The sequence below is a fragment of the Actinosynnema pretiosum genome, assembly GCF_024171695.1.
Classification (GTDB): Bacteria; Actinomycetota; Actinomycetes; order Mycobacteriales; family Pseudonocardiaceae; genus Actinosynnema; species Actinosynnema pretiosum.
Genome location: NZ_JAMTCF010000020.1, coordinates 70,804 through 92,660 on the forward strand (window position 1 = coordinate 70,804; position 21,857 = coordinate 92,660).

Below are 21,857 nucleotides of genomic sequence, written 5' to 3' on the forward strand. Positions count from 1 at the left end.
GCCCCGCGTCTGCGCGCCTGAGCCCGAGTCCGCGTGTCCGAGCCCGCGCTCGCGTCCGCGTGCCCGAGTCCGCGCGCCCGCGTCAGCCGTCCTGGTTCAGAACGCTCCCGGCAGCACCCCACCCGCCTTGCCTCGCACGGCCTCGGCGACCAGTTCCCTGACCCGCGCGGCGGGCACCGGCTTCCCAGGGTTCTCGTGCAACCACCGCAGCGCCTCCTGCTGCCCCAACCCCTCCGGCGGCGTGCCCGGCAGGTACGGGTGCACGTACACCGGCGTCCCCGGCTCACTGCGCCAGCTCTCGGCGAGCGACCCGGTGTCCACGGCGTCGAACCCCAGCACGTCCAGCAGTTCGGCCACTGCGGCTTTCGCCTCGGCGTCGTCCCCGGCGATCGGCAGCGCACTGCGGTCCGGTGCGCCCGAGGGACGGGCGGCGTTGGCAAGGTTGAAGAAGCTGATGCTGTTGAACGCCTTCACCACGCGCGCGCCGGGCAGCTTCCGCTGGACCAGCTCGCTGGAGGTCACCGAGTTCGAGTCCAGCTCGGCGATCACCTGATCGCGCTGCGGGTAGTAGTTCATCGTGTCGATCACGATCTTCCCCACGAGCGCGTCCGAGGGCAGGTGGTCGAGCGCGTGCAGCGGCACGGTCGCCACCAGCAGGTCAGCACCACGCGCGGCCTCGGCGGGGTTCGCGGCACGAGCGCGCGGCCCCAGCTCGGCGACGAGACCAGAAAGGCTCTCCGGCCCCCTGGAGTTGCTCAGCACGACCTCCATCCCCCGCGCCACCGCTTGACGCGCGAGGGTCCCACCGATCATCCCGGCCCCGATGAGCCCGAGCGTTCCGGTCATGCCCGTCCACCCCTCCACTGCCTCTTGCTGCGCTCTCTTACTGCGCTCCGATAAGTGGCACACAAGTGACACTTGCTGCGATCCGGAACGTAGCACAAGTGGCAGAAGGGTGTCATTTGCTACCGTTGCGCGGTGAAGGCGGAGTCCGACCGACGACCGCGCGCCGACGCCGCGCGCAACATCGAGCACATCCTGTGCGCGGCGCGCGAGGTCTTCGCCCGCGTCGGCCCGGACGCACCCCTGGACGAGGTCGCCAAGCACGCGGGCGTGGGCGTGCGCACCCTGCACCGGCACTTCCCGCGCAAGGAAGACCTGGTCAGGGCAACCCTGGACCGCGCCCTCACCCCCGACTTCGCGCACGCCATCACCAGAGCGAGGTCGGCCCCGAACCCGCTGCACGGCCTCACCGCGCTGATCGAGGAAACCCTCACCCTGGTCGACCGCGAACGCGCCACCCTGGCAGCGGCGAACAACCCCGGCGCCCTGACCTCGGCCATCGCCGAGCCCCTGCTGGACACCCTGACCGCGCTGACCGAGGGCGCGCGCCACGCGGGCCTGGTCCGCGCGGACCTCACCCCGGACGACGTCCACCGCCTCCTGGGGATGCTGACCAGCGTGCTGTGGGGCATGGAACCGGGCGATCAGGGCTGGCGCAGGTACGTGATCCTGATCCTGGACGCCCTGTCCCCGACCGCGACCACCCCACTTCCACCCGCACCCCCGCTCCGCCCCGCCAGCACGGGAGCGGAGTGCAGCCCCGATTGGCGCACCGGCGGCATGAGCGGGAAGTCGCGCCCCTGAACCGAACGACCAACCCCGGCCGTCCGGGTGACCGCTACTCCCAACCGCCACTCCCGACCGTCCCAGTGGTCACTGCTTCCGACCGTCTGGGGGACCGCTACTCCCGATCGCCTGGGTGACCGCCGCTCCTGGCTGCCCGACCAGCCGCTGTGCGCTCGTCCCGGTGTCCACCCTCGTGACCGCGCGGTTGTCGACTCGCGGTGCCTCTATTCGGTTTTCCGGCCGCGTGTCACGGCCAGTGGTCTAGTCAGCGCTCCCTCCTCTCCTCGTGCTCGCTCATCCGCCGTGCCTCTCGTGTTGCGGCAACGTGACCGTTCAGCCGCTTCGGGGTTTCGGCTTGCCGATGTGCCGAAGCCAGGTGATTTCGGCCGTCCGTTCGTCCGGTTGCGCGCCGCGCACGCCCTGCGGTACCTGGTAAATCCTCCTTCCGGTGTTCTGACCAGCGAAGTCACAGCAGGGCAGTAAGTCCCAGGACCCCCAGGTACTTCGGCGCTCCCCCTATTCGTCTCACCTAGTGGATCATGAACCCACTTCCGCAGTACTCCGAACGGGTGAGGTTTGTTCATGGCGCGAGCGCTGGTGGTCTACGAGTCCATGTTCGGCAACGCCAAGCTGATCGCCGAGGCGATCGCGCGTGGCCTGTCGATCTGGCGATCCACCGACGTGCTCGAGGTCGGCGTCGCGCCGGACGTCCTGCCCTCCGACCTCGACCTGCTCGTCGTCGGTGCGCCGACGCACGCGTTCGGACTCAGCAGGCCCGGCACCCGCAAGGCCGCAACGCAGTACCAGGAGCAGGTGCTCTCCTCCGGGCGAGGGATGCGCGAGTGGCTCGCCGTGGTCGCGCAGGAGCGGGTCGGCGTTGAAGCGGTCGCCTTCGACACCGGCATCCGCTTCGCCCCCGGCTCGGCCGCCCGCGTGGCCACGCTCGCCCTGCGCAAGCTGCGGTTCGAGGTTCGCTACCAGCCCAAGTCATTCGACGTGGTCACCGCGATCGGCCCGCTCCTGGACGGTGAGGCCGAGCGCGCCGAGGAATGGGGACGCGCCATCGCCGAAGCGTCCTTCTCCCACAACTGACCGCGACCGATCGGCACGTGCCAACCGCCTAGCCGACGACGACCCCTCGTGCTCGACGGCAACTGGCATCCGACAGCAACTGGCATCCGACAGCAACTGGCATCCGATGGCACCTGACGCACGACGGCGCCTGACGCACAACGACCGTTCAGTGCCCGACAGCCCAGCGTCCGGTCACCGGCCTGCCTCCGGTCACCGGCCTGTAACCGGCCAGCGCACGGCATTCGGCCAGCACCCTGTGGCTGGCTGAATGCGCGACCGCCGTCCAACGCGCGACGCTGTCGAGCGTGTGACTGCCGTTGAGCGTGTGACCGCTGCCGAACCGTGACCGCTGTCGAACGTGGGGTTATGTCGAACGCGTGATCATTGCCGGACGTCTGACGGTTGCTCTGCGTCCGACCTGCGCGCTGTCGAGGTCCACGCGGAACCGTCCTGCCCGGTCCACGTGAATCCACGCCTAAGCGCCTGTGAACGTCCGACAACCGCCGTCCGGTCAACCCCGCCCGGTCGTCACTGCACCTTTCTCACCGCATCCCTCACCTCCTCGTCGTTGCACAGCTCCAACCCACCGCCGCTCGGTGACCCGACACCGCCGACCCGCGTGTGGTGTGCGGCGAAAACCCGTCTCTACCAGGCTTGATCGCCGCTTTCCCCGTCAAGCTTGGCACGGTGGACCTCCTTGGGGCCAAGACCTTCGGAGGGGGAATTTCCGCGTTCATCGATGAATCACCCGGTGGGGCGACGCCACGGTTCCCGGTTGATCGGGCGCGAGGGTCGCCGAGTCAGTCCGCAGCACAGAAGAAGGGGGATCGTCCTCGGATTCCGCTGTCTTCAGGGCGACCAAGCCGCGTCGCGAACCCGCACGAATCGCCGGTGGCGCAGCAGGAAAGCGCGCACCACCCCGCCAGCCCCACCACAACCGGCCTGCAAGCCACCCCGGCCACCGAAACCGCTTTCGCCCACCCACCCCACCAGCCCCGTTCCCCGCGCCCCGGAATCCCCGCCAGGGTCGGAGGTCACCGCGAACCCCCGCGCACGGCCCGCGTTCGCGGGGCACTTGGGCGCTCCCCCCGAAGTCCCGAACGGAGCAGCGTTGCGTGGACCAGGAGGAAGGGGCGTGATGGTCCAGGCACTGGTGGTCTACGAGTCCATGTTCGGCAACAACAGGGCGCTCGCGGAGGCGATCGCCGAAGCCGTCGGCGGGGTCGCCGTCGAGGTCGGCGTCGCCCCGGAGGCGCTGCCCCCGGAGGTCGACCTGTTGTTCGTCGGCGCGCCCACCCACGCGCTCACGCTCAGCAGCGACGCCACCCGCTGGGCCGCCGCCACCGAGCACGCGGACGGCCCGCTGGTGTCCGGCGGTCGCAGCATGCGAGAGTGGCTGGCGAACCTCACCGGAGCGGAGGGCGTCGCCGCTCACCCGTTCGGCACGCACGTGAAGGTCACCTGGCCGCCCTCGTCGGCCGCCCGGTCCATCGGCAAGAAGCTGCGCGCCCTGGGCTGCGTGGTCGGCGAACCGAAGTCGTTCAAGGTCACCGGCTTCACCGGGCCGTTCGCGCCCGGCGAGGTCGACCGGGCCAAGGCGTGGGCCCGCACGGCGCTCAGCGGCGCGCCAGCTCGCTGAACGGCGTCGTCATCCCGTCGCGGACGAGGCGGGCCAGCTCGGCCCGCCTCCGTGCCAGCCTGACCACCGCCAGCAGCACGTAGAGCCCGGACAGCCCGAGCACCACCACCCGGTTCACCTCGGCGGGCAGCAGCAGGCTGGTGCCGAACTGCACCGCGAACAGCCCGAACAGGGTCGCCGCGCCCATCGCGCCGATGCCGAGGTCGACCAGTAGGCTCACCGCGAACAGCGACTGCGCCGCCGTGACCAGCAGCTCCAACCGCTGGTGCTCGTCCAGCGGCAGGCCGTCCACGCCGCCCGAGGAGATCGCGAAGACCACGGGCAGCGTGCCGACCAGCAGCGTCCACTGGTTGACCTTGCTCGACAGCAGCGTACCCAGCGACTCGGACGCAGCCAGCCGCACCGCGTACAGGCAGGCCACGATCAGCTCCGGCGCCTCGCTGGCCAGCGGCGCGACCCACTGCACGAGCAGGAACTCGTCGACGCCGAGCGTGCTGCCGGTGTCGACGAGGTTCTGCGCGAAGTGCTCGGCGCAGGCCAGGATCACCAGCCCCGCGAACCCGAACAGGCCCGCGACCCACCCGCGCCTGCGCCGCTTGGCCTGCTCGCCGACCCACTTCGACACCCCGTGCAGGTCAGGCTCCTCGGCGGGGGCCTTGGACAGCCGCCAGGTGTACGCGGCGAAGATCGACACGAACACGGCGGCGTCGAAGAACGTCAGGCTGTCGCGCAGCGGCAGGGTCAGCGAGTACAGCGTGGCCACGCCCAGGAAGACGACCTCGGCCGACATGACCGGCGTCAGCTCGACCCGGCCCGGCCGGACCACCCCGGCCCGCTCCCCGCCGCGCTCGCGGCCCTTGCGCAGCACGGCGAGCCCGGCGACCAGCACCACCAGCGGCCAGCCGATGCCGACCAGGATGCGGTTCGCCCCGGTCATGTTGGCCAGCGCCAGCGAGCACGGGTTCGCCCCGCCCTGGCCCGCGCACGTGCCGTGCTCGGCGTACACCTGCCCGGCCTCGAAGGTGAACACCATGTCGACGGCGTACTCGGGCAGCACCGCGACCATCGCCAGCACCGCGATCGCCAGGCCCGCGCTCACGTCGACCTGAGCCGCCTCGGCAGCCCAGGACAGCAGGAACGCCGCGGCGACGATGGCGATCCCGAAGATCGCGGCGGCGATCGGCGGTGGGAGGTCGGGGTGCGGCAGGCCCAGGTAGTCGGCGGCGCCGAGCAGGGCTCCGGGCAGCGCGAACGCCGCCGCAACGGGCAGTCTCCGGGGAAAGCCCCCGCGATCACCGGACAAGGTCACCCCGCGCGTGCTCGTCGCTCATGCGGACCGTGTTCCCGGTCGCGGCCGGGGATAACCCGGAGCCTACCCGGCAGGGGAAATACCTTAGGTTAGGCTGTGCTAACCCAATCTGGAGGTGCAGTCATGGCCCGCGACAACCTGTCCACCGCGAGCACCAAGCCCGAGCACTCGGCGCTGCTCACGCTCTCGGTGCTGCGCAGGGAGCGGGTCTCGCCGAACTTCGTGCGCGTCACCCTCGGTGGCGACGACCTCGCCCGTTTCACCCCGATGGGGTACGACCAGTGGTTCCGCTTGTTCATCCCGGTCGCCCAGGGCTCGCTCGACGGCGCGCCGGACAAGCTCACCGTGCTGTCGTACCTGAAGTACCTGACCGTGTCCAAGGGGCGCCGACCGGTGCTGCGCAACTACACGGTGCGCGCCTTCCGCCCCGAGGGCCCGGAGCTGGACGTCGACTTCGTCGTGCACGGCTCGCCCGACGACGGCAGCGCCGGACCGGCCACCGCGTGGGCGCTGACCTGCGCCGAGGGCGACCAGGTCGGCATCCTGGACGAGGGCACCGGGTTCGCCCTGCCCGACGGCGTGCGGCAGGTGCTGCTCGTCGCGGACGAGACCGGGCTGCCCGCGATCGAGGGCATCCTGGCGTCCCTGCCCGCCGACGTGACCGGCCGCGCGGTCGTGGAGGTGCCGGAGGAGGGCGACCGCAGGGACCTCGCCGGACCCTCGGGCGTGGAGGTCACCTGGCTGGTGCGCGCGGACGCGACGGCGGTGCCGGGCGCGGCGGCGAAGGCCGAGGTCGAGTCCCGGCCGCTGCCGGAGGGGCCGTTCTACGGGTGGGCGGTGGGCGAGTCGGCGCTGCCGGTGGGGCTGCGCAGGCACTGGGTGGGCGCGGGGGTCCCCAAGGAGAACGTCACCTTCTGCGGCTACTGGAAGGCGCCGAAGAAGCACGCCTGACCCGGTCGGCCCGGCCCTGACCGCACTTGTGCGGAGCGGATCCCGCGCGTGCGGGATAACAACGGGGCGAGGCCGACGAAGGGACGACGGGTGGAGCAGCACGACAGCCGGGGCAACGCGGGCGGGCACGGGCGGGAGCACCGGCCGCCCCGCCGGTTGCCCGCGACCACCCGGCACTTCGTCGGTCGCGACGCCGAGGTGGCCCGGCTGACAGCGCTCGCGGGCGCGGGCGGCGCGTGCGTGGTCGAGGGCCTGCCAGGCGTCGGCAAGTCCACCCTGGTCACCACGTGGGCGCACGCGGTCTCCGACGACCTGTTCCCCGACGGGCAGATCCACCTCAACCTCCACGGCTTCACGCCCGGCCGCGCGCCCGTCACCGCCGAGCAGGCGACGCACTCGCTGCTGTCCGCGCTGCGCGTCCCCGTCGCCGAGATCCCGGCCGACCCCGAGGACCGGATGGCGCTGTTCCGCGACCTGGTCCACGACCTCGCCCTGCTGCTCGTGCTGGACAACGCCCGCGACAGCGCCCAGGTCGAGCCCCTGCTGCCCAGGGGCAGGCCGTTCACGGTGGTCACCTCGCGCCGGAGCCTGACCGCCCTGCGCGCGGGCTACGGCGTGGAGGGCCTGCGGCTCGCCCCGCTGAGCCGGGCGGAGTCGCTGGGCCTGCTCGCCCGCCACCTCGGCGCCGACGCGGCCGACGACCCGGCCGTGGCGGAACTGGCCCGCAGGTGCGCGGACCTGCCACTGGCGCTGTCGATCGTCGCGGCCTCGGTCGCCCAGCATCCCGGCGTCGACCGCGCGGCCTTCGCCCTGGGACTGGCCGAGGACGGGGCGCTGCTGGGCTCGCTCGCGCTGGACAGCGCCACCGCCGACTGGCAGGCCGTGGTCAACGCCTCCTACCGGCTGCTCTCCGCCCCGGCGGCCCGCGCGCTGCGCCTGCTCGCGCTGCACCCCGGTGACACCTTCGACTCCCGCGCGGCGGCGGCGCTGTGCGGCACGAGCGCGACCGGCGCCGAGGCCGCGCTGCGCGAACTGCTGTCCCACCACCTCCTGGAGGCCGACGGCGCCCGCTACCGCTTCCACGACCTGCTGCGCGTGTTCGCCCGCGACCGGGTGGCCGAGGAGGAGGACGCCGCGACCCGCGAGCGGGCCGTCGAGGCGCTGCTGGACCACCTGCTGCACTCCGCCTTCCACGCCGACCGCCTGGTGAACGCCCACCGGACCCCGATCGCGCTCGGCCCGCCGCCGCAGGCCCCGCTCGCCCACGTCCCGGACCGCCGAGCCGCGGTCGACTGGCTGGTCGCCGAGCTGCCCGCGCTCGTCGCGTCGGCACAGCTCGCCTTCGACCACGGGCTGCTGGGGCACGCCTGGCGGATTCCCTGGGCGGCGGTCAACGCGTTCCAGCTGCGCGGGCGTTGGCAGGACTGGATCGACAGCCACGTCGTCGCGCTGCGCGCCACCGAGGAGCTGGGGGACGTCGGCGCGGAGAACCGGACGCTGCGGGCGCTCGCGCGTGCCTACGACGAGGCCGGGCGGTCCGAGGAGGCGGTGCCCTGCTTCACGCGGGCGCTGGCCAACTGCGAGCGCGCCGGTGACGCCAACGGCCGGGTGAACTGCCTCAGCGGTCGGGCCGGGAGCCTGCTGCGCGCGGGACGGGCCGGGGAAGCGCTGCGGGACGCGCGGGCCGCGTTGGAGGGGTACGCCGAGCGCGACGACCTGGTCGGCCGGGCGAGCACGACGAACCTGCTGGGGCGGATCCACACCGCGCTCGGCGCGCCACACCTCGGGGTGGTGCTGCACGGGCGCGCGCTGCGGCTGTTCCGGTCCGCCGGGGACCGGTACGGGCAGGCGCAGGCGATCGACGCGATGGGACGGGCCATGACCGCCCTGGGACGGCCGGGGTTCGCCGCGATCTGCCACCGCGTCGCGGTGGACGTGCACGAGGAGGTGGGCAACCACGCCCACGCCGTCGTGTCCCGAGGACTGCTCGCGGACGCGCTGACCGGCGCTGGCTGAGCACCGACGAGCGCGGCTCGGCGAGCGGGCACGGTGAACGGGCACGGTGAACGGGCACGGTGAACGGGCACGGTGAACGGGCACGGTGAGGCGCCCGTCCGGGAGGGCGGTGCAGCGCTGAGATGGTGCGGCGCTGACCTGTGCGACGGCTGAGCGGCGTGTGCTGAGCGGTCCTGCCCGGTGCCGGTGCCGACCGGTGCAGTGCTGACCGACGTCGGGCCTGAGCGCGGACGACCACGTGCCTGCGGTTCACCACGGGTGGTGGCGCACCTCAGTCAGGTGCTCCCGTGCTCGACCACCCGCAGGTCCGGCAGCCCGGTCGCCGGACCGACCAACGTGTTCGCCCGGTGCTCTCAAGTGGTCGCCCACGCCAGTTCAGCGTCGCCTGCCACGTCGAGCAGCAGCACCGGGCGCACGACGGGGATCGTGCCGGGGCGGGTGCGTGCGGCTCGCGGAGGATCGAGGGCAGCGAGGAGCGTCCCGGCATCCGGTTCCGGGTCGGCTCGGTCAGGCGCAAGCGGGCCGCGATCGCCTCGCGCTGTCCATTGTTCCTGAGCGGAAGGACGTCCGGGCGGGATCGGCGTCGAATCGCCGTCACACTTCCGGGTGGTCTAGTCGAGCGTCACGCGGCCGGTGACCACGGTGGTCGTCGCGCCGCCGATCCACAGGTCGTCGTCGGCGTCCCGCTCCACCAGCACGTGCCCGTCCGCCCCGACCACCGTCCCCTGGTGCGCGGCGTACCGGTCGGGCGCGCGGCCGGTGTCCACCAGCCAGCGGGCCACCCCGGCGTTCAGGCTGCCGGTCACCGGGTCCTCGGTCACCCGGTCGCCCTCCACGAACAGCGCCCGCACCTCCACCAGGTGCGGCGAGCCCGGCGGGTGCGGACCGACCAGGCCGAGCGCCGGTGCGTCCGCCAGCTCGCGCGCGGTCGGGACGCGCGCGCCCAGCACCGAACCCGCGTCCGGCGCCAGCACCGCGAGCCAACCGGGGCCGTTGTCCACGTGCGCGGCGTCGACCACCGGCACGTCCAGCACCTCGGCCAGGTGCGCGCGCAGGTCCGCGTCGACCGGTCCGGACCGGGTCAGCGGGGGAGCGGCGAAGGCCAACCCGCCCTCGGTCCGCCGCACCCTGACCAGTCCTGCCTCGCACTCCTGGGTGAACACCGCCTTGTCCACGCCGGACCGCTCGGCCCAGGCGTGGCACGCGCCCAGCGTAGGGTGCCCGGCGAACGGGAGTTCACCCGACGGCGTGAAGATCCGCACCCGGTAGTCCGCAGGGCCGGTCGGGGGCAGCAGGAAGACCGTCTCGGACAGGTTCGTCCAGCGCGCGAAGCGGGCCAGCGCCGCGTCCGGCAGGTCGTCGGCGTCGCCGACCACGGCCACCGGGTTGCCGCGCAGGGAGGTGCCCGCGAACACGTCCACCTGGCTGAACCACCTGCTCACCGCGACCTCCTCGCCTCCGACCGACGATGCGCCCTCCGCCCCGCCGAGCGCGGAACTTTCACCTGATCGTGCCGAGCAGCCGGTCCACGAGATCGTGCCACCCCGCTTCGAGCCGCTTCTGGCTCATGCCGCGAGTGGTCCGCAGGTGGTTCACCAGCCCGATCTCCAGGTACCCCATGAGCGTGACGGCGTGCAGCGTCAGGTCACCGCCCGCGCCCGCCTCCCGCAGCAGCAGCACCAGGTGGGTCTGCCGCAACCGCTGGCCGGGCACCGCGTAGCGCCGGTCGGGGTCGGTCTCGGCTGCCAGGTACAGGTCCCGGTCGCCGTGCTCGTGCCGCAGCACGGCGGGCCCGAACGCGTGCAGCCGCTCGGCCGCGCCCGCGCCGGGCCCGAGCGGGGGCGGTCCGGTCAGGTAGCCCGCCTGGAGCCGCTCCTCGCTGCGGTCCAGCAGGGCCAGCAGCAGGCCGGTGCGGTCGCCGAAGCGCCGGAACACCGTGCCCTTGCCGACGCAGGCGGCGCTGGCCACCGCGTCCATCGTCAGGTTGGCCGCGCCGTGCTCGTCCACCAGCAGTGCGGCGGCCTCCAGCAGGCGCGCCCGGTTGCGCGCGGCGTCGGCGCGCAGTCGTGGTTCTCCGGTCACCGGCTCCACGTCGATGCGCACCGGTCCGGTAGGGGTGCTCATGTGGGCAGGGTAACGCCATCGCGGCAGAAGTGGACTGCGGTCCGGATAAGTGATAGAACGTTCAAGCACCGTCAACCGGACCGTGGTCCGGTTGGAATCCACGTTGTACCACCGGGAGAACCCAGATGTCTGCACGCGTCCTCGCGTTCGTCGGCAGCCTCCGCGCGGCCTCGCACAACCGCCAGCTCGCCGAGACCGCCGTCAAGCTCTCCCCCGAGGGCCTCGACATCGACCTCTACGAGGGCATCGCCGACGTCCCCTTCTACAACGAGGACATCGACAACCCCGAGAACCTCCCCGCCACCGTCGCGAAGCTGCGCGAGGCCGCCGCGTCGGCCGAGGCGTTCCTGCTGTTCACGCCCGAGTACAACGGCACCATGCCCGCCGTGCTCAAGAACGTCATCGACTGGCTGTCCCGCCCGTACGGCGCGGGCTCGATGACTGGCAAGCCCGTCGTGGTCGTCGGCACCGCGTTCGGCCAGTACGGCGGCGTGTGGGCGCACGACGAGGCCCGCAAGGCCGCGGGCATCGCCGGTGGCGCCGTGCTGGAGGACCTGAAGCTGGCCATCCCCGGCTCGGTCACCCGCTTCGCCGACACCCACCCGGCCGACGACGCCGAGGTCGTCACCCTGGTCACCGACCTGCTCGACAAGCTGTCCGCGCAGCTCAAGACCGCCGCGTGAGACCCCCGGTCCCGCTTCCGGCGGGACCGGGCCACCCGCGCCCACCGGTTTTTGTCGGTGGTCGCCGCTAGCGTTCGCCCCAACCTGGAATCCGGTGTGGGGAGGGCTGGCTGTGGAGCGGTTGGAGTACGTCGGCGGCACGTCGCGCAAGTTCTGGGAGGGCGCGCGCGACGGGCTGTCGGTGACGGTGCGGTGGGGCCGCATCGGGACCTCGGGTCAGTCGAGGACCAAGGAGTTCGCGTCCGAGTCGTCGGCGCGGGAGCACTTGGCCAAGCTGGTCGCCGAGAAGCGCGCCAAGGGGTACTCCGACGGCGCGCACACCGCTCCCGCGCCACTTCGGGACCAGGCCGACGCCACTTCGGGGAGGGGCGCTGGCTCACCCCGGTCCGGGGCCACCACGGACGTCGCGCGCGACGTCCCCCCGGACCGACCGGACGGGGTGGGTGGTGGTGCGGGGCCGGGTGCATCGGCCCCCGGCGCCATCGCCGCCCCGTCGGAACCGGCCTCGACCGTGCCCGGAGGGCTGGACCACTTCGCCCCGGCGGCAACGCCGTCCGGAGGGGGCACCCACCTCGCGCCCTCGGTCGTGGCGGTCCCGGAAGGCCGGACCGCGCCCGGCGGGGTCGGCCACCTCGCTTCCGCGCAGGTCGCCGCGTTCGAGGCGACCGAGCGGGACGGCGGCGAGGCGCCCTCCCCGGCGGGCCGGATCGTGCCAGGAGGGCTCGACCACTTCGCCCCCGCCACGCCTCCACCCAGGACCGAGCCCGGCGCGGAGCCCGCGTGGGACCCGGTCGCCGAGGACCGCTGGCCCGACGACGCGCGCCCGCACCGCCTCGCCCTGCACCGCAGGGGCGACGGGCACTCCAAGCGCAAGCTCGCGCCCGGAGCCGCCGCCGAGATGCGCGCGCTCGCCGAGAAGCACGACGAGCAGGTGCGGCAGCGGTCCTGGAAGGCCCGCCTCAAGAGCGACGCCGACCTCGTCGACGCCCTGACCGCCCACCTCGACGGCCACGCCAACCCGGTCGGCGCGGGCGTGCTGCACAACGTGCTCGCGCGGCACACCTCCTCCTACGAGCTGGACAAGCTCAACGCGCACGCCGACGCCTGGCTCGCCGAGCACGGCGTCGTGTTCGCCACCGAGGCGGTCCTGGCCAGCGCCACCACCGTCATCGGCGACGGGATCAGCCACCAGTCCACGCGCAAGGCGATCAGCCGCGCCTGGTACGGCATCGAGCTGGTCGGACGGGTCCGCGCCGCCCTCGCCACCGCGACCGACGTCGAGTACGCGGAGGCCCTGGACCGGGTCGGCGCGTACCTGGACCGCCGCTCGGCCCGCGCGATCGCCGCCGTCCTCCTGCCGACCGAGGCCGACCTGGTCGAGCTGATGTGCCAGGACGTCCGGGCCGCGCACGACGAGGAGCAGCGCGCCCACGTCGTGCTCACCGCCATCAGCACCCCCGAGCAGCTCGACCTGGTCAAGCCGACCGTGCCGCTGTGGGACGTCGACAACTGGAACCGCACCCTCCCCACCCTGGTCACCACCCTCGGCGCCGACGCCCTGCCCGCGCTCCTCGACTGGTTCCGCGCCGACGACGCCACCCCGTCCCTGCGCGCCGCGCTCGCCCAGCACATCGCCGCGACCCCCACCGACGAGGCGCTGCGCTTCCTGGTCGACCTCGCCCCCGACCGCGCCACCTCGGGCCAGCTGCTCACCGCGCTGCGCCGCCAGCCCGGTCGGGCCACGCGGGTGCTCACCGACGCCGTGCTGGCCAGGACCCGTGGGGCCGCCCCCGCCCGGACCCCGGTCTGGGACCTGCTGGAGGCGCACCTGCTGGCCTGCCCGGCCACCGTCGCCGCCGTCCCGCTCGCGCCCGAGGCCAGGGCGCTGGTCGACGGCGTCGCCGAGGGCTTCGCGGACCGCGTCCCCGAGGCCGACCCCGCCGACCTGCCCCGCCCGCTCGTGGACGCCCCGTGGGAGCGCGCCACCACCACCGCGCCACCCGCCGTGGTGCGCGGCCTGGAACCGCTCGGCGACGCCGCCGAGAAGTGGCTGCCCGGCGAGCGCGACGAGTGGCTGGCGGGCATCCCCGACTACTTCCTGCCCTGGGAGCAGGTGCGCGACGCGGTCCTCACCGACGAGGGCAACTACCTGGAGCGCGAGTCCGCCCTGCTGCGCGGGCCGGTGGACCAGGTCAGGCACCTGCTGCGCCAGCTCGGGCCGTACGGGATCTACAACGCGGAGACCGGCCGCGCGCTGGTCGCCCGGTTCGGGACCGACCTGCTGGAGGTGCTGCCGGAGCTCCACGTGTACCCGTCCGTCGCGACCGAGATCCTGCTGCCGCTGCGCTCGCGGTGGGTGGCGGCGCTGATGGCCGAGTCGCTGGGCAAGCGGCTGCACCGGCCTCGGGCCGTCGCCTGGTTCGAACGGCACGGGGTGGACGGCGCGCGCCCGCTGGTGGCCGCCGCCGTCGGCCCGACCGGTCGGGTGCGCGCCTCGGCCGAGGCCGCGCTGCGCCTGGTCGCGGACCGGGTGGGCGCCGAGGCCGTGCTCGCCGTCGCGGCCGAGCACGGCGACAAGGCGCACCGGGCCGTGCGGAGCCTGCTGGAGGTCGACCCGGTCGACGTCGTGCCCACGAAGCTCCCGTCGCTGGAGGGCGTCGACCCGGCCGTGCTGCCCCAGGTGCTGCTGCGCGGTCGCCGTGCCGCCGTGCCGCTGTCGGCGATGCCGAACCTGCTGCTGAGCCTGGCGATCGACCGCGCCGACAGCAGGTACGCGGGCGCGCTGGTCGTGCGCGAGCTGTGCGACCCGGAGTCGCTGGCCGGGTTCGGGCGGGCGCTGCTGGGCCGGTGGCGGCTGGGCGGGATGCCGTCCGAGCAGGCCTGGGTGCTCACCGCCCAGGGCGTGGTCGGCGACGACGAGACCGTGCGCCTGCTGTCCCCGCTGATCCGGGTGTGGCCGGGCGAGGGCGGGCACCGGCGCGCGGTGACCGGGCTCGACGTGCTCGCCCAGATCGGCAGCGACGTGGCGCTCATGCACCTGGACGCGATCTCGCGCAAGGTGAAGTTCAAGGGGCTCAAGGCGAGCGCGCGGGAGAAGCTGGAGCAGATCGCCGTCGACCGGGAGCTCAGCGCCGACCAGCTGGCCGACCGGCTCGTGCCGGACTTCGGGCTGGACGCGAGCGGCACGCTGGTCCTGGACTACGGGCCGCGCCGGTTCACGGTCGGGTTCGACGAGCACCTGAAGCCGTACGTGCTCGACGGGGACGGCAACCGCCGCAAGGAGCTTCCCAAGCCGGGCGCGAAGGACGACCCCGAGCTGGCCCCGGCGGCGCACCGCAGGTTCGCGGCGCTGAAGAAGGACGTGCGCACCTCGGCGGCCGACCAGATCGTCCGGCTGGAGAACGCGATGGTGGTGGGCAAGCGCTGGACGGCGGCGGAGTTCACCACCCTGCTGGCCGGGCACCCGCTGCTGCGCCACGTGGTCCGCCGCCTGGTGTGGCTGGCCGAACGACCCGGCGAGGACGGGGCGGGGCGGGCGCTGAGCTTCCGCCTCGCCGAGGACGGCAGCCTGGCCGACTCGGCGGACGACCCGGCGCCGCTGCCCGAGGACGCCGAGGTCCGCATCGCGCACCCGCTGCTGCTGGCCGGGGAGCTGGACGCGTGGGCGGAGGTGTTCGCGGACTACGAGCTGCTCCAGCCGTTCCCGCAGCTGGGCAGACCGGTGCACGCCCCGGAGGACGCGGACGCGGCGGTGAAGGCGCTGCTGGAGGGCGAGGTCGAGTCGGGCAGGCTGCTGTCGCTGGTGCGCCGGGGCTGGGAGCGCGCCGAACCGCAGGACGGCGGTGTGGAGCCGTGGATGGTCAAGCGGCTGAGCCCGACCCAGGTGCTGGTGCTGGACCTGGACCCCGGTCTGTACGTGGGGGCGGTGTCGATGGTCTCGGAGAAGCAGCGCCTGGCCGCGCTGACCCTGGAGCGCCCGGCGAGCTACTACTGGAACCCGCGGGGCAAGGAGACCCCGTCCCTGTCCACGCTGGACCCGGTGGTGCTGTCGGAGCTGATCGCGGACCTGGAGGCGCTGCGGGCGTGACGGTGGGAGCGGGCGCGCCTGGTCGGGGGGCCGTCGAACCGCTGGAGCCGTGCCGGGCTCCGGCGGGTCAGTAGCGCGGTCTTCCGTGCGGGCGGGTCGTGGTCGTGGGGCGGGTGGCTCGGCCCTGGTCGACCGGGCGGGTGGTGGCGCGGGCGCGCTTGCGGGCGTGCGCCGCGCAGCCCGGTGACCCCGGGCGCGCGTCGGTCCCCGGTCCGTCACCCGGCGCGGTCAGGTCGTCGGTCGTGGGGTCAGTCACCCGTGCCCTCCTCCGGGTCCGGGTCGTCCGCGCCCAGCAGGTAGGCCAGTTCCTCGACGTCCATCGGGGCCTGCCTCGACTTCACCTCCACGTCCGGTGCGGACGCCAGGAACTTCAGCGGCTCGGGGAGCAGCTCGACCGGGACCGGGGGGACCGCCAGGCGGACCGGCACGATGCGCTTGCCCAGGTCCCTGGCGGCCAGGAGGGTCGCGCGCACCGGGTCCACCGGGCTCTCCAGGAGCAGGCCGCCCTCCGGGGCGTCGTCCAGCCAGTGCCTGCCGATCACCACCAGGACCGCCGACGCCGCGTCGACCTCGGAGCGGGGTGCGCCCTCCGGGGCGGAGATGAACTCGGCGGCGCCGCCGAAGCGCTCGGAGAGCGTGTCCCGCAAGAGGTCGGTGCCGAACTTCTGATCGGCCGGGCGGTGGGAGAAGATGATTTTCTGCACGACTGGCACACCTCGCGTCTGCGCGGAAGATCGGGTTTCCGGGAAATCGCCGCCTTCCAGGGGCGGCAGGGCGAGCCTGCCAGATCAGCGCCCCGGTCCGTCAAGGTTTCCGGCAGACTGGGGGAGGGTTTCCTGTTTCCAGTTCGTTTCCCCCTCGGGCGGTAACCCCTATTTCTACGGAAAGCGGGGGAATTGTGCAGCGGATTCCGCGTGGAGCGGGTGGGAATCGGCGTGAAAACACCGGACTGCGCCGCAAGAAGGCGGTGCGCGGGAGCGGGAACGGTGCTGCGCGCGGCCTTGGGCGGTGGTGCGCGGTCGCTTCGGGGGTACCGCAGCGGTCCGGTGGGGGAGTGATGATCGACAAGGTGTCCGGGGCGCCGCGCCGGGTTACCGTCGGGGCGATCACTCAGCCGTCCGCACCGGGGAGCGCCGCCGCACGATGACCGCCGAACTGCTGCCCGTCGCCCGCGAGGCCGTCGCCATCGCCCGCCGCACCGTCGTCTCCAGCGCGCCGACGGGCGTGCGCGAGAAGGTGGCCCGCGACGTCGTCACCGACGTCGACCTCGCGGTGGAGGACGCGGTCCGCGAGTTCCTCGCCCGCGAGACGCCGCACCTGGCCTTCGTCGGCGAGGAGCGCGGTCGCAGCGGGCCCGACGACGCGCCCTGGTGGGTGCTCGACCCGGTCGACGGCACCTCGAACTTCGCGCGCGGCATCCCCCTGTGCGGCATCTCGCTCGGTCTCGTGGAAGGACCCACGAGCGTGCTCGGCGTGATCGACCTGCCGTTCCTGGACCTGGGCTACCACGCGGTGCGCGGCGGCGGGGCGTTCGTCGGGGACACCGCGCTGCGCGCCTCCGCCACCACCGAACTGCCGCAGGCCGTGGTGTCGCTCGGCGACTTCGCGGTGGGCGAGGACGTCGGCGCGGGCAACCGGGTGCGGCTCGCGCTGCTGGAGCGCTTCGGTGCCCGTGCCCAGCGCGTCCGCATGGTCGGCAGCGCCGCGATCGACCTGGCCTGGGTCGCGGACGGCAGGCTCGACGCCGCGGTCATGCTCTCCAACCTGCCCTGGGACACGGCGGCGGGCGTGCTGCTGGTGCGCGAGGCGGGCGGCCTGGTGCTGGACGCCGGTGGCGCCGACCACACCGTCACCTCGCCGTCGACGGTCGCGGTGTGCCCCGGCCTGCGCGACGCCGTCCTCGGGGTGCTGCGGGAGGCGGGGGCCTGAGCGCCCACATCGGACCCGGAGTCCGGTCGCCCGCGCGCCGCGCACTACTGTCGTGCTCAGCGGATCCTGGGCGTCACCGCCCGACCGCGTTCCCGAGCGCCACCCCGGAACACCCCTGAGAAGCAGCACCCCCTGAGCACCGCCCGGAGCGCCACCTCCGGGCAGCACCCGCGACCCCGGTCACCACGGCGGGCGGCGAGTTGTCGTCGGCCCCCGTGGGTGGTGTTGGCTTAGCGGGTGACCACGAGGTTTACCCATGTCCCCTGAGCAGAGCGCCGCGGCGCCGCTGCCCGCGACCGAGGCGGGAGCCGCGCCCGGCGGCGGACGTCCCCCCGGAGCGGGAACCCCCGGAGCAGGAACCCCGAGCGACGACCGGTCGGGTGCGGGCTCGCCCCGCGACGACCGCCCGAGTGGTGACGAGCCCGGCGAGGACCGCCTGAGCGGCGTCCGCCTGGGCGAGGACCGTCCGAGCGAGAACCGCTTGAGTGAGGACCGCTTGGGCGAGGACCGTCCGAGTGGCGACCGCCCGAGCGAGAACCGCCTGAGCGGCGCCCCGTCCAGCGACGAGCAGTCGAGCAGGGGCGAGTCGAGCGTCGTCGAGTCGACCGGCGCCCAGCTCGCCGACGACCGGTCGACCGGCGCCCAGCCGGGCGGCGACCGGAAGTCGGGCGCCGAAGCACCCGGCCGCGCGCTGCTGCGCGACGTCTTCCGGCGCAACGCCCGGTCCACCGCGCTCGGCTGCGCGCTGTCCGTCGTGCACCAGACCTGCGAAGCGCTGGTCCCGGTCGCCATCGGCCTCGCCGTCGACCGGGCCGTGTCCAGCGGGTCGCCCGCCGCGATCGCGGTCGCGGTCGTCGGGGTGCTGCTGCTGTTCGCGGTGCTCTCCTCCGGTGGAGGCCTGTCGTTCTGGGTGCTCGACCGGACGATCCTGACCGAGGCGCACCGGTTGCGGGTGCGCGGGATCGGGCGGGTGCTCACCGACCCGTCCGTCGGGCAGGACCGGCGGGCCGGTGAGCTGACGAACATCCTCACCTCCGACGCCCGCGCCACCGCCGAGTCGCTGCGCGTGCGCGCCCTGCTGGTGTCCGCCTCGGCCGGCCTGACGGTGTCCGTGGTGGTGCTGCTCGGCGTCGACCTGCTGCTCGGGCTCGGCGTCGTCGTGGTGCTGCCGCTGCTGGTCCTGGGCGTCGACCGGCTCGGGCCGTGGCTGGAGAACAGGGTCCAGGCGCGGCAGGAGGCCGGTGGGCTCGCCGCCGCCGTCGCGGCCGAGCTGGTGCACGCCCTGCGCCCGCTGCGCGGCTTCGGCGGCGTGCCCGAGGCGGTCCGCCGCTACCGGCTCGCCAGCCGCCGCTCGCTCGGCACCGCCGTCGACGCGGCCACCGCCTCGTCCGCGCTGGTGGGCGTCGGCCAGATCGCCACCGGACTGCTGCTGGTCGGCACCACCGCCGCCGCCGGTCTGATGGCGCTGTCCGGGCGGATCAGCGTCGGCGAGCTGGTGACCGTCGTCGCGATGGCCTCCTTCGTCGCCGACCCGGTCCGCTACATCGCCGACTGCGTCAAGCAGATCGCCGTGTCCCGCGCCAGCGCCGACCGCGTCGCCGCGCTGCTCACCCCCGCCCGCGCCGAGGAGCGCGCCGCCGACCCTGACCCCGGTCCGCTGACCGTGCGCTCGGCCGGTGTCGAGTTCACCCTCAAGCCGGGCGAGGTGCTGGGACTGGTGGTCGCCGACCCGGCCGTCGCCGACCGGCTCACCGCGCTGCTGAACGGGTCCGGTCCCGGCGCGTGGCTCGGTGACGTGCCGCTCGCCGACGTGGACATGCACGTGCGCCGCCGCCACCTGCACGTCGAACCGCACGCCGCCCACCTGCTCGGCGGCAGCCTCACCGCCGCCCTGGACACCGGGCGCGCCACCGACCAGGCCACCGTCGACCGCGCGCTGGCGGCCGCCTCGGCCGAGGACGTCGTCGAGTCGCTGGTCGACGGCGACCTGCACGACCACGGTGCGAACCTGTCCGGCGGGCAGCGCCAGCGCCTCGCGCTGGCCAGGGCGCTCGCCGCGCGGCCACCGCTGCTGGTGCTGCGCGACCCGCTCACCGCCGTCGACGCGGTCACCGAGCACCGCGTCGCCAGGGGCGTGCACGAGCTGCGGCACGGCACGGGCGCGGGCACCGTCGTGGTGACCACGTCCCCGCCGCTGCTCTCCCGCTGCGACCGCGTGGTTTTCGTGGCCGCCGAGGTCGAGGCGACCGAGGGCGTCTCGCACGCGGGCGCCGCGCACGCCGAGGGCACCCACGCCGACCTGTCCGCGATCCCCGCGTACGCCGAGGTGGTGCTGCGATGACCACCGCCGAGAAGACCACCGCCGAGCGGACGGGCGAGCCCGTGACCCACCCCACCCTGCCCGTCGCCACCGGCCGCCAGTCGGCCGCCGAGCTGTGGCGGGCCGTGCGCGCCCACCGCTCCGAGGCGCTGGTCGTGCTGCTGCTGACCCTGCTCGCCAGCGCGGGCGTGGTCGCCGGACCGCTGCTGCTGGGCAGCCTGGTCGACGTGGTCCGCGAGGGCGCGACCACCGGCGAGCTGCTCGCGCTGCTCGCCGTCACCGCCGCCGCCGTGCTGTTCGGCGCGGTGTTCACCGCGCTCGCCCTGCGCGCGATGGAGCGCCTGGGCGCCAGGGTCTCCGCCGACCTGCGCGAGCGCGTCCTGGCGCGCGCGCTGGCCGTGGAGCCGAAGGTGCTGGAGCGGGTGGGCGTCGGCGACGTCGCCTCCCGCGTCACCGAGGACGTCGAGCACTTCGTCGCGGCCGTCCCGCTGGTGTCGTCGGTGTTCAGCGCCGTCGTCACGGTCGTGGTGTCCGCGTTCGGCTTCGCCTCGCTGGACTACCGGCTCGCGCTCGCGTTCTGCGCGGTGTTCCCGGTGTACGCGCTGGCGCTGCGCTCCTACCTGCCCAAGGCCGGTCCGCTGTACGCGGCCGAGCGCCGGGACGCCGCCGAGCGCGGCCGGGTGCTGCTGGAGTCGCTGCACGGCCTGCCCACCGTGCGCGCCTACGACATGCAGGAGTTGCAGGCCAAGCGGGTCGAGGTGGCCTCCGAGCGCAACGTGAGCACGGCGCTGCGCGCGCTCAAGACGGTGCTGCGCTTCAGCATGTCGATGAACGCGGCCGAGGCGGTCGGGCTGTCCGCGCTGCTGCTGACCGGCTACCTGCTGGTGACCTCGGGCGAGGTCACGGTGGGCGCGGTCACGGCCGCCGCCCTGCTGTTCCACCGCCTGTTCGGGCCGCTGGGGATGCTGCTGATGTCGTTCGACGACATGCAGCGCGCCGGTTCCGCGCTGGCCAGGGTCGTCGGCGTGCTGCTCGCGCCGCAGGAGCCCGAGCGCGCGCCGAGGTCCCCGCGCGGCCCGGTCGCCCTGACCGCGCACGGCGTCCGGCACTCCTACGACACCGGCCGCGAGGTGCTGCACGGCGTCGACCTGGAGGTCCCGGCTGGCACGTCGCTGGCCGTGGTCGGGGCCAGCGGCGCGGGCAAGACGACGCTCGCGGCGATCCTCGGCGGGGTCTTCCCCGCCACGGAGGGCGAGGTGCGCCTGGTCGACGACGGCGGCCCGGTGCCGGTGGGCGAGCTGGACCAGGACGGCCTGCGCGACTGGGTCGGCGTGGTGTCGCAGGAGACGCACGTGTTCGCTGGTCCGCTGCGCGACGACGTGCTGTTCTCCGCGCCGGACAGCACCGACGAGCAGGTGCGCGCCGCGCTGGCCGCCGTGGGCGCGGACGCCTGGGTGCGGGCCCTGCCGCAGGGCCTGGACACGCGGGTGGGCGCGGGCGAGCACCCGCTGACCGCCTCGCAGGTGCAGCAGTTGGCGCTGGCCAGGCTCGTGCTGCGCGACCCGCCGGTGGTCGTGCTGGACGAGGCCACCGCCGAGGCGGGCAGCTCCGGCGCGCGCGACCTGGAGCGGGCCGCCGAGGCCGCGGTGCGCGGTCGCACCGCGATCGTGGTGGCGCACCGGCTCACCCAGGCGAAGGCGTGCGACCGGATCGCGGTCGTGGACGCCGGGCGCGTGGTCGAGCTGGGCACGCACGACGAGCTGGTCGCCCTGGGCGGTCGGTACGCGACGCTGTGGGCGGCCTGGTCCCAGCGTTGACCCGACCAGGTGCTGACCCGACCCAGTGCTGAGCTGTCCCGACGCTGACCGCCCAGCGCTGACCGCCCAGCGCTGACCGTCCAGCGCTGACCGTCCAGCGCTGGCCGTTCAGAGCTGACCCGGCCAGGCACGGGCCCGCGCGACACGGCCAGAACGAGGACTGACCAGCACGACGACGATCAGCACGAAGACCGACCAGCGCGACGACGCTCGAACGCCGGTTCCCACGCGTGACGGGGACCGGCGTTCGGCCGTCACGGCCAGGTCCGGTTCGAGTCG

16 protein-coding genes are annotated in these 21,857 nt (G+C 74.1%); 10 read left to right on the forward strand and 6 right to left on the reverse strand.

Going from position 1 to position 21,857, the window contains the following annotated elements:
- Positions 1 to 96 precede the first annotated feature (96 nt).
- Positions 97 to 846 (reverse strand): NADPH-dependent F420 reductase, encoded by a 750-nt coding sequence (locus LV78_RS32660; RefSeq protein ID WP_253849876.1) that lies wholly within the window; start codon positions 844 to 846, stop codon positions 97 to 99.
- A gap of 132 nt (positions 847 to 978) precedes the next feature.
- On the opposite strand from LV78_RS32660, the gene LV78_RS32665 reads away from it, so the two are divergent.
- The 3 genes from LV78_RS32665 to LV78_RS32675 all read left to right on the forward strand — a co-directional run bounded on the left by LV78_RS32665 (position 979) and on the right by LV78_RS32675 (position 4,342).
- Entirely contained in the window at positions 979 to 1,647 is a 669-nt protein-coding gene (locus LV78_RS32665; RefSeq protein ID WP_253849877.1) for a TetR/AcrR family transcriptional regulator, read from the forward strand.
- Positions 1,648 to 2,211: 564 nt separating this feature from the next.
- Complete coding sequence (locus LV78_RS32670) at positions 2,212 to 2,721, forward strand: flavodoxin family protein (RefSeq protein WP_253849878.1); 510 nt, start codon at positions 2,212 to 2,214, stop codon at positions 2,719 to 2,721.
- A 1,117-nt stretch (positions 2,722 to 3,838) separates the two neighbouring features.
- On the forward strand, positions 3,839 to 4,342 hold the full coding sequence (locus tag LV78_RS32675; protein WP_372495012.1) for a flavodoxin family protein: 504 nt from the start codon (positions 3,839 to 3,841) through the stop codon (positions 4,340 to 4,342).
- Here LV78_RS32675 and LV78_RS32680 read toward each other — a convergent pair.
- Entirely contained in the window at positions 4,320 to 5,651 is a 1,332-nt protein-coding gene (locus tag LV78_RS32680; protein ID WP_253849879.1) for a calcium:cation antiporter family protein, read from the reverse strand. The two genes, LV78_RS32675 and LV78_RS32680, sit on opposite strands and share 23 nt — an antisense overlap.
- Before the next feature lie 123 nt (positions 5,652 to 5,774).
- Between LV78_RS32680 and LV78_RS32685 the strand changes: the two genes are divergently transcribed.
- Positions 5,775 to 6,602 (forward strand): siderophore-interacting protein, encoded by an 828-nt coding sequence (locus tag LV78_RS32685; RefSeq protein WP_253849880.1) that lies wholly within the window; start codon positions 5,775 to 5,777, stop codon positions 6,600 to 6,602.
- A gap of 90 nt (positions 6,603 to 6,692) precedes the next feature.
- Entirely contained in the window at positions 6,693 to 8,618 is a 1,926-nt protein-coding gene (locus tag LV78_RS32690; RefSeq protein WP_253849881.1) for a tetratricopeptide repeat protein, read from the forward strand.
- Between the two features lie 611 nt (positions 8,619 to 9,229).
- Here LV78_RS32690 and LV78_RS32695 read toward each other — a convergent pair.
- Together LV78_RS32695 and LV78_RS32700 are read right to left on the reverse strand one after the other, a co-directional pair.
- Positions 9,230 to 10,060: a PhzF family phenazine biosynthesis protein gene (locus LV78_RS32695; RefSeq protein WP_253849882.1), complete on the reverse strand. Its 831-nt coding sequence runs from the start codon at positions 10,058 to 10,060 to the stop codon at positions 9,230 to 9,232.
- 58 nt (positions 10,061 to 10,118) lie between these two features.
- Positions 10,119 to 10,742 carry a TetR/AcrR family transcriptional regulator gene (locus LV78_RS32700; RefSeq protein WP_253849883.1) on the reverse strand — a complete coding sequence of 208 codons (624 nt, stop codon included), beginning with the start codon at positions 10,740 to 10,742 and terminating at the stop codon, positions 10,119 to 10,121.
- Positions 10,743 to 10,867: 125 nt separating this feature from the next.
- Here LV78_RS32700 and LV78_RS32705 point away from each other — a divergent pair, with 125 nt between their 5' ends.
- Positions 10,868 to 11,425: an NAD(P)H-dependent oxidoreductase gene (locus tag LV78_RS32705; protein WP_253849884.1), complete on the forward strand. Its 558-nt coding sequence runs from the start codon at positions 10,868 to 10,870 to the stop codon at positions 11,423 to 11,425.
- Between the two features lie 112 nt (positions 11,426 to 11,537).
- On the forward strand, positions 11,538 to 15,512 hold the full coding sequence (locus LV78_RS32710; protein ID WP_253849885.1) for a DUF4132 domain-containing protein: 3,975 nt from the start codon (positions 11,538 to 11,540) through the stop codon (positions 15,510 to 15,512).
- Between the two features lie 67 nt (positions 15,513 to 15,579).
- Here LV78_RS32710 and LV78_RS32715 read toward each other — a convergent pair whose 3' ends face one another.
- Positions 15,580 to 15,768 (reverse strand): hypothetical protein, encoded by a 189-nt coding sequence (locus LV78_RS32715; RefSeq protein ID WP_253849886.1) that lies wholly within the window; start codon positions 15,766 to 15,768, stop codon positions 15,580 to 15,582.
- A complete protein-coding gene (locus LV78_RS41205; protein ID WP_301307782.1) occupies positions 15,761 to 16,216 on the reverse strand; it encodes a hypothetical protein in 456 nt (151 codons plus the stop codon). Before LV78_RS41205 ends, LV78_RS32715 begins: the two co-directional genes overlap by 8 nt.
- A gap of 439 nt (positions 16,217 to 16,655) precedes the next feature.
- On the opposite strand from LV78_RS41205, the gene LV78_RS32725 reads away from it, so the two are divergent.
- The 3 genes from LV78_RS32725 (at position 16,656) to LV78_RS32735 (ending at position 21,578) form a co-directional block, all read left to right on the forward strand.
- On the forward strand, positions 16,656 to 17,441 hold the full coding sequence (locus LV78_RS32725) for an inositol monophosphatase family protein (protein ID WP_253849887.1): 786 nt from the start codon (positions 16,656 to 16,658) through the stop codon (positions 17,439 to 17,441).
- Between the two features lie 256 nt (positions 17,442 to 17,697).
- Positions 17,698 to 19,782 (forward strand): ABC transporter transmembrane domain-containing protein, encoded by a 2,085-nt coding sequence (locus tag LV78_RS32730; RefSeq protein ID WP_253849888.1) that lies wholly within the window; start codon positions 17,698 to 17,700, stop codon positions 19,780 to 19,782.
- Positions 19,779 to 21,578 (forward strand): ABC transporter ATP-binding protein, encoded by a 1,800-nt coding sequence (locus LV78_RS32735; protein WP_253849889.1) that lies wholly within the window; start codon positions 19,779 to 19,781, stop codon positions 21,576 to 21,578. The genes LV78_RS32730 and LV78_RS32735 overlap by 4 nt, the downstream gene beginning before the upstream one ends.
- Positions 21,579 to 21,857: the final 279 nt, after the last annotated feature.

Bases quoted from the DNA above. Each gene is read 5' to 3' on its own strand.
- LV78_RS32685 (WP_253849880.1), top strand. From the start codon at position 5,775: ATGGCCCGCGACAACCTGTCCACCGCGAGCACCAAGCCCGAGCACTCG.
- LV78_RS32670 (WP_253849878.1), top strand. From the start codon at position 2,212: ATGGCGCGAGCGCTGGTGGTCTACGAGTCCATGTTCGGCAACGCCAAG.
- LV78_RS32735 (WP_253849889.1), top strand. From the start codon at position 19,779: ATGACCACCGCCGAGAAGACCACCGCCGAGCGGACGGGCGAGCCCGTG.
- LV78_RS32705 (WP_253849884.1), top strand. From the start codon at position 10,868: ATGTCTGCACGCGTCCTCGCGTTCGTCGGCAGCCTCCGCGCGGCCTCG.
- LV78_RS32725 (WP_253849887.1), top strand. From the start codon at position 16,656: ATGACCGCCGAACTGCTGCCCGTCGCCCGCGAGGCCGTCGCCATCGCC.
- LV78_RS32700 (WP_253849883.1), bottom strand. From the start codon at position 10,742: ATGAGCACCCCTACCGGACCGGTGCGCATCGACGTGGAGCCGGTGACC.
- LV78_RS32730 (WP_253849888.1), top strand. From the start codon at position 17,698: ATGTCCCCTGAGCAGAGCGCCGCGGCGCCGCTGCCCGCGACCGAGGCG.
- LV78_RS32660 (WP_253849876.1), bottom strand. From the start codon at position 846: ATGACCGGAACGCTCGGGCTCATCGGGGCCGGGATGATCGGTGGGACC.